A 15796-nucleotide genomic window follows, 5' to 3' on the forward strand; every position below is an offset into this window, starting at 1 on the left:
CGGTTCAGTGTGCTTCGTCCCAGGTGTCGGCCGCGCGGGCATCGACCTGCAGCGGTACCGTGAGGCGGAGGGAGGGCTCGCAGGCCGTCTCCATGACCTGACGGATGACGGGGATGGCGCGGTCGACGCCGTCCTCCGCCACCTCGAAGATCAGCTCGTCATGGACCTGCAGCAGCATCTCTGCCGTGGATCCGGCCGCGGCGAGCGCGCCCTCCATCCGCACCATCGCCCGGCGAAGGATATCGGCCGCCGATCCCTGGATCGGTGCGTTGATCGCCGCGCGCTCGAAGAAGGCGCGCATGGACGGGTTGGACGTGTTCACGTCCGGATAATGCGCCTTGCGGCCGAAGATGGTGGTGACATAGCCCTTGTCGTGCACCTCCCGCTTCACCGCTTCCATGTAGTCGCGGATGCCGGGGAAGCGCTGGAAATACATCTTGATGTAGTCGCCCGCCTCGCCGCGCGAAATGCCGAGCTGGGCAGCAAGACCAAAGGCCGAGATGCCATAGATGATGCCGAAGTTGATGGCCTTGGCGCGGCGGCGGACCATCGGATCCATGTCCTTCACCGGCACGCCGAACATCTCGCTTGCGGTCATGGCGTGGATGTCGAGACCATCCGCAAATGCCTTCTTCAGCTGCGGAATGTCGGCGATATGCGCCAGCACGCGCAACTCGATCTGGCTGTAGTCGGCCGAGATCAGCTTGCGGCCCTTGTCGGCCACAAACGCCTTGCGGATCTTGCGGCCGGCTTCAGTGCGGACCGGAATGTTCTGCAGGTTCGGTTCCGACGAGGACAGCCGGCCCGTGGTCGTCGCGGCCAGCGAATAGGAGGTATGGACCCGCCGGGTCTCCGGGTTGATGAAGCCGGGCAGCGCATCGGTATAGGTGGACTTCAGCTTGGCCAGCTGACGCCACTCGACGATCCTGACCGGCAGCTCGTGTCCTTCCGCTGCCAGATCGTCGAGCACGGAGACCGAGGTGGACCAGGCTCCGGTCTTCGTCTTCTTGCCGCCGGGCAGGCCCATCTTGCCGAACAGGATGTCGCCCAGCTGCTTCGGCGAGCCGATGTTGAAGGTCTCGCCGGCCAGTGCGTAGATATCCGCCTCGACGGCCGCCATGCCTTGCGCGAAATCGCCCGAGAGGCGCGACAGCATCTGCCGGTCGATGGAAATGCCGCGCCGCTCCATGCGGGCCAGCACCGGAACCATCGGCCGCTCCAGCGTCTCGTAAACCGTGGTCATGGCCTCAGATGCCAGACGCGGCTTCAGCACGCGCCAGAGCCGAAGGGTCACGTCCGCATCTTCGGCGGCATAGGCCGTCGCCTTGTCGATCGCCACCTTGTCGAAGGTGATCATCGACTTGCCCGAGCCGGCCACGTCCTTGAAGGAAATCGGCGCGTGCCCGAGCCAGCGCTCCGACAGCTCGTCCATGCCGTTGCCGCCCTTGCCCGCGTCCAGCGCGTAGGACAGCAGCATGGTGTCGTCGAGCGGGCCGATGGCAACGCCGTAGCGCAGCATCAGGAGATAGTCATACTTGAGGTTCTGGCCGATCTTGAGGACGCCCGCGTCCTCCAGCAGCGGCTTGAGGACGTCTAGCGCCTCGCGCAGCGGGATCTGGCCGGGAACCAGACCGCCGCCGCCAAGCAGGTCGCCTTCGCCGTCGACATGGCCAAGCGGCACGTAGCAGGCCCGGCCGGGCCGTGTTGCCAGCGACACGCCGACGAGGTTCGCCTGCATGGCATCCAGCGAGGTGGTTTCCGTGTCGAAGGCAACGAGGCCAGCTTCGGTCGCCTCGGCGACCCAGGCCTTCAGCCGGTCGAGGTCACGCACGGTCTCATAGGCTGCGTGGTCGATCTTGAGGCTGCGGGCTTCGTCCTGCCGCGCTTCCGCGAGCGCGCGGGCCGTCATCAATCCGGCAGGAACGTCGGCCGCGACGGCTGCCGAACGCGGGCTTGCCGAGGCGTCCGGGAGATCGACGGATGCTGCGGCGTCGCCGCGTTCCATCTGGCGGCCCTTTGCATCAGGTGTGTGCCAGCCGGCGATCTCGAACTCGGACGGCTCGATATTGGCAACCTCGGCCCCGGTCGCATCGGCGACACGGCGGGTGAGGGTGGTGAACTGCATCGCCTTGAGGAACCCGACAGCCTGGGGCCCGTTCACCGGCTCCACGGCCAGGTCCGTCACGGGGATCAGGACCGGGACATCGGTCTTCAGCGTCACCAGCTGTTTGGAAATGCGGGCCTGTTCGGCGAATTCGATCAGGTTTTCGCGGCGCTTGGTCTGCTTGATGGTGTGCGCGTTGGCCAGCAGCGTTTCCAGATCGCCGAACTCGAGAATGAGCTGCGCCGCCGTCTTGAGCCCGATGCCGGGCACACCCGGCACATTGTCGACGCTGTCGCCGGCCAGCGACTGGACTTCGATCACCTTGTCCGGACCGACGCCGAATTTCTCGAACACCTCCGGTTCGCCGATGATCTTGTTCTTCATCGTGTCGATCATGCCGACGCGGGGACCGATCAGCTGCATCAGGTCCTTGTCGCCGGAGACGATGGTGACGCGCGCGCCCATCTCCGCCGCCTGGCGGGCATAGGTGGCGATCAGGTCGTCGGCTTCAAAGCCTTCCTGCTCGATGCAGGCCACGTTGAAGGCGCGGGTGGCGGTTCGGATCAGGCCGAACTGCGGGATCAGATCTTCCGGCGGTTCGGGGCGCTGGGCCTTGTAGGCGGGGTAAATGTCACTCCGGAACGTCTTGGACGAATGGTCGAAGATGACCGCAAAATGGGTCGGCTCGTCGCCCTTTTCCGGCGTCAGGCCTTCGGTCAGGAGCTTCCACAGCATGTTGCAGAAGCCGGAGACCGCGCCGACCGGCAGCCCGTCCGACTTGCGCGTCAGCGGCGGCAGCGCGTGATAGGCGCGGAAAATGAAGGTGGAACCGTCGACCAGAATGAGGTGGTCGTCAGCGGTGAGCGCGGGGGGGGAAGCATCGTTCGACATGGCGCGGATCATGCCCGCTTGGCCCGGAGGAAGAAAGACCGAATTGCGCGGGCATGGGGGCGCGGATCAGGCCCGCTTGGCCCAAGGCACGAAAGACCGAATTGCGCGGGCATGGGGGCGCGGATCAGGCCCGCTTGGCCCAAGGCACGAAAGACCGGATGCGCCGGGTCAGGGGACAAGGCGCGCCCAGGCGGGCCGCTCGAACAGGAACCGGCCGAGGCCGGTGCGCTCGACCAGCAGGAAAAGGATCACCGGTCCGGTCACGGCGGCAATCGTGACCAGCAGCGACAGCGTGCCGGTGTCGAACAGGCCAAGCTTCGGCAACAGCACCCGTGACGCCGCCATCGGGAAGAAGAAGGCCAGATAGATCACGATCGAATGCGCGCCGACCCAGGCAAGGGCAGCGGCCCGGCCGGAGGCCGCCAGCAGGCTGGACACCAGCACGATGGCGCCGCCCCCGGCAAGGCCGAGCAGCAGCGACAGGCCCGGCGCCTCGTGCAGCCCCGCCAGCACCGCCGCGCCGTTGAGCCCGGCCCAGAGCAGGATGCCGGCCAGCGACAGGCCGACGTGGCGCACCGCCAGATCGGCCAGCGCGAAGAGCCGCGGCGCCAGGATGTAGCCCGCGAAGAAATAGACGAAGCGCTCGCAAAAATAGTCGACGACATGGACGCCGGTCTCGACCGGGGCGATCTGCAGGAGCGCCGCGACGGCCAGTGTCAGCTGCCAGGGCACCCGCGCGTCATGCAGAAGCCGGGTCACGACGAAGAAGATGGCGAGGAGATAGATGAACCAGAGCGTGCCGAAGGGCTGGACGAGGGCGACGACAAAGCCGGCCAGCGTCGCCGCCGCTCCCTGTTCGGCGATGAAGACCGGGGCCTTCACGGCATACTGGATCGCCAGCCAGAGCAGATAGAAATAGAGATAGTGCAGGACCTTGCGGTCCAGATAGAGCCGCCAGTCCCGGTCCAGAACCTGGGCGACGAACAGACCGGAAATGAGGAAAAAGTCCGGCATGCGGAACGGCGCGGCGAACTGCACCAGCGGGTTCATCCAGCCGGTCTCGCCCTCGGCCGCCTCGACCCCGAGCACGGCGTGCATCATCACGACCAGGATGATGCAGATGCCCTTGGCGTGGTCGACCCAGGCGATCCGGTCCGGGACCGGCCTATCAGGACCATGTGTTGCAGGGATGATCATGCGCGCAACCTAACGCGAGCCTGTCGGCCTGTCTGTCGCCAGCTGCCGCGGGGCCGATCAAAACAGGCGCGCGCGGATCACAAGCCGGTGATCGACAGGCCCCGTCACGGCTGCGGGCCGTCGGGGCGCCAGGGGCTGTCGAGCGCCGGCCGCGCCGGCTGGCCGGCGGGTGCGTCGCCCGCCGGGCCCGGGCTCCGCTGCCACTCGTCCTGGTCGAGATCGACCACGGTGGGCCCGCTGCGGCCGGCCCGACGTGCGGCGATGATCGTCGCGCGGCTGGCCATCCGGCGCACCAGCAGGTCGCGCAGCGGCGGGATCAGCAGCAGCAGACCGACGGTATCGGTGATGAACCCGGGCAGGAGCAGCAGGATGCTGCCGGTCACCAGGAGCACCCCATGCAGCATTTCCGCGCCCGGAACGCGGCCGGCGTCCAGCTCCGCCTGCATGCGCCGGACCAGGGACAGGCCCTGATGGCGCAGCATCGCCGTGCCGGCAATCGCGGTGGCGACCGTCAGCAGGATGGTCGGCAGGACGCCGATGGCGCCGCCGACCCAGATGAAGACGGCAATTTCCGAAAGCGGAAGCAGGATCAAACCTGCGAGAACGAGAAAGGCCACGGATTACCCGACGTTGACTGTTGGCTAACCCGCACAAGATAGGGTGGCCGGGACGCGATTGCGAGCATCTCGCCGGGGCGGCCCAACAATGGTCTTGCTCTTGGCACTGGATGCTGGTTCAAGAGCCCCTACATTTAGAGGAACCCTGCCGGTGCGCCGGACACGCCGGAGCGCGTCGGAGCATGAGGCAGGGGATCAACAGCCGGTAGCAACCATGAGCGACGTTCTGGACATCTACAACATCATCCTCCTGGCACTGGCTGTCTTCGTCTTCTTCAAGCTCCGTTCGGTGCTGGGCAAGCGGACAGGCAACGAACGGCCGCCGTTCGATCCCTACTCCAAGCCGGCCCCCGACCAGCGCCAGCAGCAACAGCAGCGTGACAACGTCATCCCGCTGCCGGGCGCGGCGACGCCGGAGGCCAGCCAGGCCGAGACCGGCGAAGTGGTACTCGACAAGGTCGCGCCGACGGGCACGGCTCTCAATGCAGCCCTGCGCCAGATCCTGTCTGCGGACCGCAGCTTCGAGCCGGAGCAGTTCCTGCAGGGCGCGCGTGGCGCCTACGAGATGATCGTCACCGCCTTTGCCGAGGGTGACCGCAAGACGCTGAAGCAGCTCCTGTCGAAGGACGTGTTCGACGGCTTCGTCACCGCGATCAACGAGCGCGAGGCCCGCGGCGAGGTGATCGAATCCACCTTCGTCGGCATCAACAAGGCCGAGATCGTCGAAGCGGCACTGAAGGGCACAACCGCGCAGGTGACCGTGCGGCTGCAGAGCGAGCTGATTTCCGCGACCCGCGACCGCGATGGTCATGTCATCGACGGTGATCCGGCCAAGGTCAGCGAAGTCATCGACATCTGGACCTTTGCCCGCGAAACCAACACGCGCGATCCGAACTGGAAGCTGGTGGCGACCGAATCGGCGGAATGACGCCGCTCGCCCTGCGCCTCGGCGCCCTGTTCATCCTTCTGACCGCCGCCCTGGGCCACGCTCCGGGCGGCGCATTTGCGAAGCCGGGGAAGGCAGCACCCGTGTCCGACGAGCTGACATCACGCCTTGCTGCCATCGCCTTTTCCGACATTCCGGGCTGGACCCGGGACGACCATGCGGCTGCCCTCGCGGCCTTCCGGCGCCTCTGCGACCTGCGTGACGACGCCCAGCCGGGGGCACCCGCGACCGGTGCGCTGCAGGCAACATTGCTGGCCGAGCTGAAGCGCATCTGCGACCGGGCTCCGGCACCGGGCTCCTCCGCCGCCACCGCCCGGGCCTTCTTCGAGGACGCCTTCGTTCCGGCCCGGATCGCGGCGGAAGGCTTCGTCACCGGCTATTACGAACCGGAAGTCGCCGGCTCGCGGACGCGGACAGCACCCCATGCGACGCCGCTCTACCGGGCCCCCGAAGGATTGACGCTGGTGACCGACCGGAACCGTCCGGCGGGCTGGCCCGACGGGGTGACGCATGGCGTCCTGCGCCAGGGACGGCTGCAGGTCCTGCCCGACCGGCCGGCGATCATGACGGGTGCGCTGGCGGGTCAGGATCTGGAACTGATCTGGCTGAAGAGCCCGGTTGACGCGTTCTTCGTCCATGTCCAGGGCTCTGCCCGCGTGCGGCTGGATGACGGATCGGTGCTTCGGGTCGGCTATGCCGGCAAGACCGGCCATCCCTACACGGCCATTGGCCGGGTGCTGGTGCAGGCCGGCGAGGGCACGCCGGAAGACTTCACGATGACCGGGCTCCGGGCCTGGCTGGCGCGCAACCCGGATCGCATGGACTGGCTGTTCGCCCACAACCGCTCCTTCATCTTCTTCCGGATCCTCGAGGACATCGACCCGTCCGAGGGGCCGATCGGAGCGGCGGGTGTGCCGCTGGTGGCCGGACGCAGCATCGCCATGGACCGGACGCTGCACACGTACGGCATGCCCGTCTTCGTCGATGCCGATCTTGCCGGATCCGGACTTGCCGATCCGCGCTGGCAACGGCTGATGATTGCCGACGATACCGGCACCGCCATCCGCGGTCCGGCGCGGGGTGACCTGTTCATCGGCTCCGGCGAGGCGGCAGGCGCAATCGCGGGGGCCGTGCGGCATCCGGCCGACATGGTGCTGCTGTGGCCGCGACGGCTGGCGCACCTCATGGGGCGAGGCTCGTGAGCGGCGGACGGCGCAAGGGTCCGCGCAACCTCTCGGGCGAGGAACGCGAGCTCTGGACCCGGGTGGCCTCGACCGCGACCCCGCTGAAGACGACCGCCTGGCCGCCACCGGATCTCGTCCTGCCGCCGCCGACAGAGCCGCCGGCCTCGCCTGCTGCCGCTGCCCCCCCGCCGCAGACCGAGACCGCCATGCGGCCGGCTCCGGCACCGAAGGGACCGCCGCCGCTGGCGCCGATCGAGCGCCGGGTGCGGCAGAAGGTGGTGCGTGGCCAGCGTCGCATCGACGCGCGCATCGACCTGCATGGCCTGACCCAGCACCAGGCGCATGACCGGTTGCGCGGCTTCTTGCGTCTGGCGCAGCAGCAGGGCCATACATTCGTGCTGGTGATCACCGGCAAGGGCGGCAGCGGCGCCATGGCAGCCTACATGGACGAACGCGGCATCCTGCGCCGGGTGGTGCCGCAGTGGCTGGCGATGGCCGACCTGCGCGGCATCGTGCTGGGCTTCGAGGAAGCGCATCTGACACATGGTGGCGCCGGCGCGCTCTACGTGCGGCTGCGCAAGCTGAAGGACAGCTGACGGCGGCCGCCCGCGGGAGGCCATCGGTCTGGCCCGGGACCAGGCAAAGGGGCAGGATCAGGCAAAAGGTCGGGCCAGACGTCGGGCAAGCGTCACCGGGGACCGGGGGAATCAGGGAAGAAGCATGACACCGCTGGGGGCAAAACTGCGGGAGATGCGGGCGAAACGGGGCATCTCGCTGAAGGAGATGGCAGCAGGGCTTGCCGTCTCGAGTGCCTATCTGTCCGCGCTGGAACATGGCAAGCGGGGGAAGCCGACCTGGTTCCTCGTTCAGCGCATCATAACCTATTTCAATGTCATCTGGGATGAGGCGGAGGAAATCCAGCGCCTGGCCGAAATGTCCGATCCCAAGGTGACCATCGACACCTCGGGGCTGGATCCGCGGGCCACCGAGCTGACCAATCTGCTGGAACGCAAGATCGGCGGCCTGTCGCCGGACTCCCTCGACCATCTGCTGCACCAGCTGCGGGTCGTGGCTGCCCGCGACGGCGTGTAGACCGCAACGGCCCGAAGCCGCCTTGCCCCGTCCGGCGGCGGGGCTATTGTCGCGCTGACATGACCCTTGTCCCGTGCTGCCAGGCGGCACGGTGGAACGAACAGGATCCGACCCGGACCATGAGCCATCCCCTCGACACTTCCGACCTGATCGACGCCGATGCCCTGCGCGAACGGCTGACGGCCCTGACGGCGCCGCATGACGGGCTGGGCACGGACCGGAAGGTGCGCAGCGCCGTGCTGGCGGAGCTGAAGGCAGCCATGCGGGCAGGGCGCGAGGTGGCGCAGGCGCATCTGCGACGCGAAGGCGGCGGGCTTGCCTGTGCCCGCCGGCTCAGCCATCTGCAGGACGAGCTGATCCGGGTCATCTACGATTTCGCGCTGGCGCATGTGTACCGGATCACCAACCCGTCCTCGGCCGAGCGCATGGCCGTCGTGGCCGTGGGGGGCTATGGCCGCGGCACGCTGGCCCCGGGCTCGGACGTGGATCTGCTGTTCCTGCTGCCCTACAAGCAGACCCCCTGGGGCGAGCAGGTGGTCGAGTACATCCTTTACATGCTGTGGGACCTCGGCCTGAAGGTCGGCCACGCGACGCGCAACATCGAGGAATGCGTGCGGCTGTCACGCTCCGACATGACCATCCGCACGGCGATCCTGGAGGCGCGCTTCATCTGGGGCGAGGAAACCCTGTTCCAGGAGCTGCAGACGCGGTTCGATGCGGATGTGGTCGCCGGCACCAGTTCGGAGTTCATTGCGGCCAAGCTCGCCGAGCGGGACGATCGGCACAAGCGGCAGGGCATGTCGCGCTATCTGGTCGAGCCGAACATCAAGGAGGGCAAGGGCGGCCTGCGCGATCTCAACACCCTGTTCTGGATCGCCAAGTATCACTACCGCGTCCGACGCCAGTCCGAGCTCGTGTCGAAGGGCGTGCTGTCGCGCTCGGAGTACAAGCTCTTCGTCAAGTGCGAGGACTTCCTCTGGGCCGTGCGCTGCCACCTGCATTTCCTCACCGGCCGGCCGGAGGAGCGGCTGTCCTTCGACGTGCAGCGCGAGATCGCGATCCGGCTCGGCTACACCCAGCATCCGGGCCTGAAGGATGTCGAGCGCTTCATGAAGCACTACTTCCTGGTCGCCAAGGACGTGGGCGACCTGACGCGCATCCTGTGTTCGGCGCTCGAGGCGCAGCACGTGAAGTCGCCGCACAGCACCGGCTTCACCGGCCTGATGCTGCGGCTGAAGAGCCCGCGCGGCCCCTCGGCGCAGCCGATCCGCGAAGCCCCCGGCTTCATCGTCGAGAACGGACGCATCAACGCCGCCAGCGACATGGTGTTCCGCGAGGACCCCGTGAACCTGATCCGGGTTTTCCAGGTGGCCGACCGGCTGAACTACATCCTGCACCCGGAGCTGATGCAGCTGATCCACCGGTCCCTGTCGCTGATCAATGCGGCGCTGCGCGACAATCCGGAAGCCAACCGGCTGTTCCTGTCGATCCTGACGTCCCGCAATCAACCGGAGGCGACGCTGCGGGCCATGAACGAGGCCGGCGTGCTGGGGCGGTTCGTGCCGGACTTCGGCAAGGTCGTGGCGATGATGCAGTTCAACATGTACCACCACTACACGGTGGACGAGCATCTCATCCGCTCCATCGGCGTGCTGGCCGAGATCGAACGCGGCGGCGCCGAGGGCGAGAACCCGCTGGCAAGCCAGCTCATCAAGTCGATCCAGAACCGCCGCGTGCTCTACGTCGCCATGTTCCTGCACGACATCGCCAAGGGCCGGCCGGAAGACCATTCGATCGCCGGGGCGAAGATTGCCCGGAAGGTGTGCCCGCGGTTCGGCCTCAGCGCGGCGGAGACGGATACCGTGGCCTGGCTGATCGAGCATCACCTCGACATGAGCACTTACGCCCAGTCGCGCGACCTGTCGGACCGCAAGACCATCACCGACTTTGCCCAGATCGTGCAGAGCCTCGAGCGGCTGCGGTTGCTGCTGATCCTGACCGTCGCCGACATCCGCGCCGTTGGTCCGGGCGTCTTCAACGGCTGGAAGGGCCAGCTCCTGCGCACGCTCTACTACGAGTGCGAACCCCACCTGACCGGGGGCCACAGCCAGCTCACCCGCAAGGAAGTCGTTGCCGACGCCAAGGAACGGCTCCTGGAAAAGCTGACGCACTGGACGACGGTCGAACGCCAGTCCTACGTCGGCCGGCATTATCCCGCCTACTGGATGCGGGCGGAAATCGACCGGGCGGTCTCGCATGCGGAGCTGATCCGCCGGGCGGATGCGCGCAACGAGAAATTCGCCGCTGAAGTGCGCACCCACGCCTTCGAGGGCGTCACCGAGATCACCATCCTGGCGCCGGACCATCCGCGCCTGCTGTCGTCGATCGCCGGCGCCTGCTTCGTGACGGGTGCCAACATCGTCGATGCGCAGATCGACACGACGACCGACGGATTCGCGCTGGATTCGATCTTCGTCGGACGCGAGCTGCCCGATGATGCCGACGAGCGCCGACGCGGCGAGCGCATCACCGACCTCATCCTGAAGACCCTGCGCGGCGAGACACCCTTGCCGGAACATATCGCCAAGAAGGCGACCATGAAGGGCCGCATGAAGGCGTTCCGCGTGGCGGCCGAGGTGCTGGTCAACAATTCCTGGTCGGACAACTACACGGTCATCGAGGTCAGCGGACTTGACCGGCCGGGCCTGCTCTACGAGCTGACCCGCGCCATTGCCGGCCTCAACCTCAACATTGCCTCCGCCCATATCTCGACCTTCGGCGAGCGGGTGGTGGACGTGTTCTATGTCACCGACCTGACCGGCCAGAAGATCGCCAACATCAGCCGGCAGGAGACGATCCGCGAACGGCTGACGGAAGCCGTGGAGGGCAAGCCGGAGCCTGCGGCGGCGGCTGTCCCCGCGTCGGCGTGAGGATCCGTCTCCGATGAGCCTGCTGCGCCATTTCGCAACCGTCGGGGCGGCCACGCTGGCCAGCCGCGTGCTCGGCTTCGTGCGCGACGCCATGATGGCCGCCGTGCTGGGCGCCGGCCCGGTGGCCGATGCCTTCGTCGTGGCCTTCCGGCTGCCGAACCTGTTCCGCCGCCTGTTTGCGGAAGGGGCCTTCAACTCGGCCTTCGTGCCGCTGTTCGGACGGGCGCTGGAGGAGGACGGCGAGGCGCGGGCGCGGCAGGTGGCCGGCGAGATCGCCTCGGGCATGCTGTTCGTGCTGGTGATCCTGCTGGCCCTGGCCGAGATTGCCATGCCGGCCGTGGTCTGGCTGCTCGCACCGGGGTTCCTCGAGGACCCGGCGAAGTTCGACCTGACGGTGCTGATGTCGCGGATCACCTTTCCGTACCTGCTGTTCATGTCCATGCTGGCGCTGGTCGCCGGCATCCTGAACACCTATCACCGCTTCGCGGCGGCAGCCTTCGCCCCGGTGATGCTCAATGTGGTGATGATTGCCGCGCTGGCGGGCATCGTTATGTCCGGCGTGGTCGAGGAACGGCAGATCGGCCTCATCCTCTGCATCGGCGTGTCGGTGGCCGGTGTGGTGCAGCTGGCCGTGGTGCTGTGGGACCTGAAGCGGCTGGGCTTCCGCCTCAGCCTGCCACGACCGCGGCTGACGCCGGCGGTGCGGCGGCTCGTGGTGCTCGGCATTCCCGGCCTGATCGCCGGCGGCATCACCCAGATCAACATCGTTGTCGGCCAGGTGATCGCCTCGGCCCAGGCGAGCGCCAACGCGCTGCTCTACTACGCCGACCGGCTGTACCAGCTGCCGCTCGGCGTCATCGGCATCGCCATCGGCGTGGTGCTGCTGCCGAGCCTGACCCGCCAGCTGCGGGCCGGCGAGGATGCGCAGTTCCAGAAGACGCTGAACGGGGCGATGGAACTGTCCTTCGCCCTGACCCTGCCGGCCTCCGTTGCCCTGGTCGTGATCCCGGACGAGATCGTCTCGGTGCTGTTCGGGCGCGGGGCCTTCGATGCTGCTGCCGTAAGCGGCACGGCGGCCGCGCTGGCGGCGTTTTCCTTCGGCCTGCCGGCCTATGTGCTCAACAAGGTGTTCTCGCCCGGCTACTTCGCCCGGGAAGACACGAAGACGCCGATGTGGTTTGCCGGGCTCAGCGCCGCGGTGAACGTGGTCCTGTCGCTCGTGCTGTTCCCGACGCTTGCCCATGTGGGCATCGCGCTGGCGACCACCGTGGCCGGCTGGGTGAATGCGCTGGCCCTCGGCCTCGTGCTGTGGCGGCGCGGGCATTTCGAGCCGGATCTGGGGGTCCTGCGCAAGATCGGGCTGCTGGCGCTGGCCAGCCTGGTGATGGGGGTCGGGGTCCATCTGGCCGCCGGGCTGCTGTCCGGGGTGCTGGCCGGCCCCTCGCTCGCCGTCCGCGTGGGGGCGCTGGGCGTGCTGGTGGCGGGCGGCGTCGGCCTGTTCGCGCTGCTCGCCCAGGTGACCGGTGCAGCCGATCTTCTCGGTCTGGTGCGCCAGATCCGGCAGCGCCGCCGTCGCGCGGGCTGAGGCCCGGTTGCGGTCGCCGGCGGGGTCGGGCGACCCGGCCGGCCGGCTGCGGCGAACGCTTGCCTTGCGCCGAGGGCCGCGCCATAAGTCCTGCGGCATCCTGCCTTTCCCACCTTCAGGCCCTTCCAACCGGCCGACCGTTTCAGGGACTTCACATGACGGCGTTCCAGCCCCGCTGCTTCTCCGGTGTCCAACCCACCGGCAACCTTCACCTCGGCAACTACCTCGGCGCCGTGTCGCGCTGGGTGCCGATGCAGGACCAGATGCCGTCGATCTTCTGCGTGGTCGACCTGCACGCGATCACCGCCGGCTTTCCGGATGCCGGCGAGCTGACCAACGCGACGCGGGAGGTGACGGCGGCCTATATCGCGGCCGGGATCGATCCGAAGCGCTCGGTGATCTTCAACCAGAGCCAGGTGAAGGAACATGCCGAGCTGGCCTGGATCTTCAACTGCGTGGCGCGCATGGGCTGGCTGAACCGCATGACGCAGTTCAAGGACAAGGCGGGCAAGAACAGCGAGAACGCCTCGGTGGGCCTGTTCGCCTATCCGAACCTGATGGCCGCCGACATCCTCGCCTACCGGGCCACCCATGTGCCGGTGGGCGATGACCAGAAGCAGCACCTCGAGCTGACGCGCGACATCGCGCAGAAGTTCAACAACGATTTCGCGCCGCGAATCAAGGAGCTGGGCCTCGGCGTCGCCAATCCCTCGCCCTCGCCGGAGAGCCCGGACGAGATCTACCTGCCGCTGCCGGAGCCGATGATCGCCGGTCCGGCGACGCGCGTGATGAGCCTGCGCGACGGCACGAAGAAGATGTCGAAGTCGGACCCGTCCGACCTGTCGCGCATCAACCTGTCCGACGATGCCGACACGATCGCCAAGAAGATCAAGAAGGCCAAGACCGATCCGGAGCCGCTGCCGTCCGAGCTGGACGGGCTCAAGGGCCGGCCGGAGGCCGACAACCTGGTCGGCATCTATGCGGCCCTTGCCGGCAAGGCCAAGGAGGCGGTGATCGCCGACTTCGGCGGTCAGCCCTTCTCCGTGTTCAAGCCGGCGCTGGCCGAGCTGGCGGTGGAGAGGATCGCGCCGATGAACGGCGAGATGCGTCGCCTGATGGCTGATCCGGCGGAAATCGACCGGATCCTGCGCAACGGCGCAGAGCAGGCATCGGCCATCGCCGAGCCGGTGCTGCGCGACATGCGCAGGATCATCGGCTTCCTGGATGTACGCTAAGCCCGCCGACCCCATATGGGTCCGGTCGCTGTCGCGAACCGGACAAGGAGACGTACCATGGACTTCATGAAGATGATGAAGCAGGCGAAGCAGCTGCAGGAGAAGATGGGCTCCCTGCAGGAAGCCGTGGCCAACATCGAGACCGAGGGAAGTTCCGGCGGCGGCATGGTGAAGATCACCATCGCCGGCAAGGGTGAGATCCGGTCGATCAAGATCGACCCGTCGCTGCTGAAGGAAGACGAGGTCGAGATCCTCGAGGACCTGATCATCGCCGCCCACAACGAGGCCCGCGCCAAGGCCGAGGCCCTCATGCAGCAGAAGACCCAGGAGCTGATGGGCGGTCTGGGTCTGCCGCCCGGCATGAAGATGCCGTTCTGAGGTCCCGACAGGGAGCGAACGGGAGCATGAGCGAGCGCAGGGGCGGGAACCGGGACCGGATGGAGGTCCCGGCGGGTCTGCCCCGGCGGGGGACGAGGACGGGCAACGAGGACGCGCGATGGCGAACCGCAAGGTGGCAGGTCCCGAGATCGAGCGGCTGATCCAGCTGCTGGCGCGTCTGCCGGGCCTCGGGCCGCGGTCGGCGCGGCGGGCGGCGCTGCACCTCATCAAGAAGAAGGACCAGCTTCTGGTCCCGCTCGCCGACGCCATGGGCGTGGCGGTGGAGAAGGTCGGCGTGTGCTCGGTCTGCGGCACCGTCGACACCAGTGACCCCTGCACGATCTGCTGCGACGATGGCCGCGACCCCTCCCTTCTGGTGGTGGTGGAGGATGTTGCCGATCTGTGGGCACTGGAGCGCGCCGGCGTGCTCAATGCCCGCTATCACGTGCTCGGCGGCACCCTGTCCCCGCTCGACGGCATCGGGCCGGAGGATCTCAACATCGCCAGCCTGGTCGAGCGGGTGCGCAACGGAGCCATCGGCGAGGTCATCCTGGCGGTCAATGCGACGGTCGAGGGCCAGACGACCGCGCTCTATGTCACCGACCAGCTGGCCGGGCTCGACGTCACCGTGACGCGGCTCGCGCATGGTGTTCCCGTTGGCGGCGAACTGGACCACCTGGATGAAGGCACGCTGGCGCAGGCCCTCAAGGCCCGCACCCGGTTCTGAGCCGCCATTGCGCGGTGGCCGGGCCCTGCCTATGTGAAGCGCAGCGTTTTGGACGAGAAGGCTTCCGGACTGATGTTCACCGATGCTCTGCGCGCCTTTGGCCAGGTGTTTGAACCGCCGTTCCGGGCCATTCTCGGCAAGTCGCTCGCCTTCACGCTCGCGGTGCTGCTGGTGATCTGGATCGGCCTGCAGGCGCTGGTCGCCGGCTATGTCGACCTGCCCTATCCCTGGCTCGACGCCGTGCTGTCGATCCTCACCGGCATCGGGGCGATCTTCGCGCTCGGATTTCTGGTCGCCCCGGTCACGGCCCTGTTCGCCGGCCTGTTCCAGGACGACGTGGCGGAGATCGTCGAGCGGACCGACTATGCGGGCGAACAGCCAGGCCGGGCAATGCCGCTCGGCGCGTCGCTCGCCTCGACCGTCAAGTTCACTGGTATCGTCATCCTTGGCAACCTGCTGGCGCTGGTGCTGCTGCTGGTGCCGGGCGTCAACCTCATCGCCTTCCTGGTGGTGAATGCCTACCTGCTGGGCCGCGAGTTCTTCGAGTTCGCCGCAATGCGGTTCATGCCGCCGGCCGAGGCGCGTGCGCTGCGCAAGGCCAATTCCGGCACCGTGTTCTTCGGCGGACTGGTGATCGCGGGGCTTCTGGCCGTGCCGCTCGTCAATCTGGTGACCCCGGTCTTTGCGACGATCTTCATGGTGCACGTGATGAAGCGCGTCTCGTCCCGCAACAGGTTGTAATTTTTCCACTCTCCCGCATCGGTTTAAATCGATGGCAAATCTAATCGATTTTGTGCCGTAACCGGCCGGATCTATGCTGGCGGCGGTGAAAACCTTTTCAGATTTCGCCCTTAGGATACTTTGACGCGTCGGTTCGTTGGCGCTATTACGCCTCTAGACAACGCCAGCT

At 67.3% G+C, this 15796-nt stretch carries 13 protein-coding genes; 10 read left to right on the forward strand and 3 right to left on the reverse strand.

Annotated features, from left to right (window positions below):
* Nucleotides 1-4: 4 nt before the first annotated feature.
* From polA to GWI72_RS17760, 3 genes are all read right to left on the reverse strand, one after another.
* Nucleotides 5-3007 carry a DNA polymerase I gene (gene polA / locus GWI72_RS17750; RefSeq protein WP_161709524.1) on the reverse strand — a complete coding sequence of 1001 codons (3003 nt, stop codon included), beginning with the start codon at nt 3005-3007 and terminating at the stop codon, nt 5-7.
* Between the two features lie 156 nt (nt 3008-3163).
* Nucleotides 3164-4192, reverse strand: coding sequence for an acyltransferase family protein (locus tag GWI72_RS17755; protein WP_161709525.1), 1029 nt, complete (start codon nt 4190-4192; stop codon nt 3164-3166).
* Nucleotides 4193-4296: 104 nt separating this feature from the next.
* Complete coding sequence (locus GWI72_RS17760; protein WP_161709526.1) at nt 4297-4809, reverse strand: FxsA family protein; 513 nt, start codon at nt 4807-4809, stop codon at nt 4297-4299.
* A 214-nt stretch (nt 4810-5023) separates the two neighbouring features.
* On the opposite strand from GWI72_RS17760, the gene GWI72_RS17765 reads away from it, so the two are divergent.
* The 10 genes from GWI72_RS17765 to GWI72_RS17810 all read left to right on the forward strand — a co-directional run bounded on the left by GWI72_RS17765 (nt 5024) and on the right by GWI72_RS17810 (nt 15627).
* A complete protein-coding gene (locus tag GWI72_RS17765; protein WP_161677629.1) occupies nt 5024-5737 on the forward strand; it encodes a Tim44/TimA family putative adaptor protein in 714 nt (237 codons plus the stop codon).
* Nucleotides 5734-6957, forward strand: coding sequence for a murein transglycosylase A (mltA, locus tag GWI72_RS17770; RefSeq protein ID WP_161709527.1), 1224 nt, complete (start codon nt 5734-5736; stop codon nt 6955-6957). The genes GWI72_RS17765 and mltA overlap by 4 nt, the downstream gene beginning before the upstream one ends.
* The gene (locus tag GWI72_RS17775) at nt 6954-7535 is read left to right on the forward strand and encodes a Smr/MutS family protein (RefSeq protein WP_161709528.1); all 582 of its coding nucleotides are present in this window, start codon (nt 6954-6956) and stop codon (nt 7533-7535) included. The genes mltA and GWI72_RS17775 overlap by 4 nt, the downstream gene beginning before the upstream one ends.
* Nucleotides 7536-7659: 124 nt before the next feature.
* Nucleotides 7660-8031, forward strand: coding sequence for a helix-turn-helix domain-containing protein (locus GWI72_RS17780; RefSeq protein WP_161677626.1), 372 nt, complete (start codon nt 7660-7662; stop codon nt 8029-8031).
* Between the two features lie 119 nt (nt 8032-8150).
* Nucleotides 8151-10961: a [protein-PII] uridylyltransferase gene (locus GWI72_RS17785; RefSeq protein ID WP_161709529.1), complete on the forward strand. Its 2811-nt coding sequence runs from the start codon at nt 8151-8153 to the stop codon at nt 10959-10961.
* A 13-nt stretch (nt 10962-10974) separates the two neighbouring features.
* Nucleotides 10975-12546: a murein biosynthesis integral membrane protein MurJ gene (murJ, locus tag GWI72_RS17790; RefSeq protein WP_161709530.1), complete on the forward strand. Its 1572-nt coding sequence runs from the start codon at nt 10975-10977 to the stop codon at nt 12544-12546.
* A 155-nt stretch (nt 12547-12701) separates the two neighbouring features.
* Nucleotides 12702-13781: a tryptophan--tRNA ligase gene (gene trpS / locus GWI72_RS17795; protein WP_161709531.1), complete on the forward strand. Its 1080-nt coding sequence runs from the start codon at nt 12702-12704 to the stop codon at nt 13779-13781.
* A 57-nt stretch (nt 13782-13838) separates the two neighbouring features.
* The gene (locus GWI72_RS17800; protein WP_161677622.1) at nt 13839-14159 is read left to right on the forward strand and encodes a YbaB/EbfC family nucleoid-associated protein; all 321 of its coding nucleotides are present in this window, start codon (nt 13839-13841) and stop codon (nt 14157-14159) included.
* Between the two features lie 118 nt (nt 14160-14277).
* The gene (gene recR, locus GWI72_RS17805) at nt 14278-14886 is read left to right on the forward strand and encodes a recombination mediator RecR (RefSeq protein ID WP_161709532.1); all 609 of its coding nucleotides are present in this window, start codon (nt 14278-14280) and stop codon (nt 14884-14886) included.
* Between the two features lie 72 nt (nt 14887-14958).
* Nucleotides 14959-15627, forward strand: a complete 669-nt coding sequence (locus GWI72_RS17810; protein WP_161709533.1) for a sulfate transporter family protein — start codon at nt 14959-14961, stop codon at nt 15625-15627.
* Nucleotides 15628-15796 lie beyond the last annotated feature (169 nt).

Origin of the sequence: Pannonibacter sp. XCT-53 (genome assembly GCF_009915765.1) — a bacterium.
Classification (GTDB): Bacteria; Pseudomonadota; Alphaproteobacteria; order Rhizobiales; family Stappiaceae; genus Pannonibacter; species Pannonibacter tanglangensis.

What these genes read in the sequence shown, in the direction of transcription:
- polA (WP_161709524.1), bottom strand. Translation starts at nt 3,007, where the DNA reads ATGATCCGCGCCATGTCGAACGATGCTTCCCCCCCCGCGCTCACCGCT.
- GWI72_RS17755 (WP_161709525.1), bottom strand. Translation starts at nt 4,192, where the DNA reads ATGATCATCCCTGCAACACATGGTCCTGATAGGCCGGTCCCGGACCGG.
- GWI72_RS17765 (WP_161677629.1), top strand. Translation starts at nt 5,024, where the DNA reads ATGAGCGACGTTCTGGACATCTACAACATCATCCTCCTGGCACTGGCT.
- mltA (WP_161709527.1), top strand. Translation starts at nt 5,734, where the DNA reads ATGACGCCGCTCGCCCTGCGCCTCGGCGCCCTGTTCATCCTTCTGACC.
- GWI72_RS17780 (WP_161677626.1), top strand. Translation starts at nt 7,660, where the DNA reads ATGACACCGCTGGGGGCAAAACTGCGGGAGATGCGGGCGAAACGGGGC.
- GWI72_RS17785 (WP_161709529.1), top strand. Translation starts at nt 8,151, where the DNA reads ATGAGCCATCCCCTCGACACTTCCGACCTGATCGACGCCGATGCCCTG.
- murJ (WP_161709530.1), top strand. Translation starts at nt 10,975, where the DNA reads ATGAGCCTGCTGCGCCATTTCGCAACCGTCGGGGCGGCCACGCTGGCC.
- trpS (WP_161709531.1), top strand. Translation starts at nt 12,702, where the DNA reads ATGACGGCGTTCCAGCCCCGCTGCTTCTCCGGTGTCCAACCCACCGGC.
- GWI72_RS17800 (WP_161677622.1), top strand. Translation starts at nt 13,839, where the DNA reads ATGGACTTCATGAAGATGATGAAGCAGGCGAAGCAGCTGCAGGAGAAG.
- recR (WP_161709532.1), top strand. Translation starts at nt 14,278, where the DNA reads ATGGCGAACCGCAAGGTGGCAGGTCCCGAGATCGAGCGGCTGATCCAG.
- GWI72_RS17810 (WP_161709533.1), top strand. Translation starts at nt 14,959, where the DNA reads ATGTTCACCGATGCTCTGCGCGCCTTTGGCCAGGTGTTTGAACCGCCG.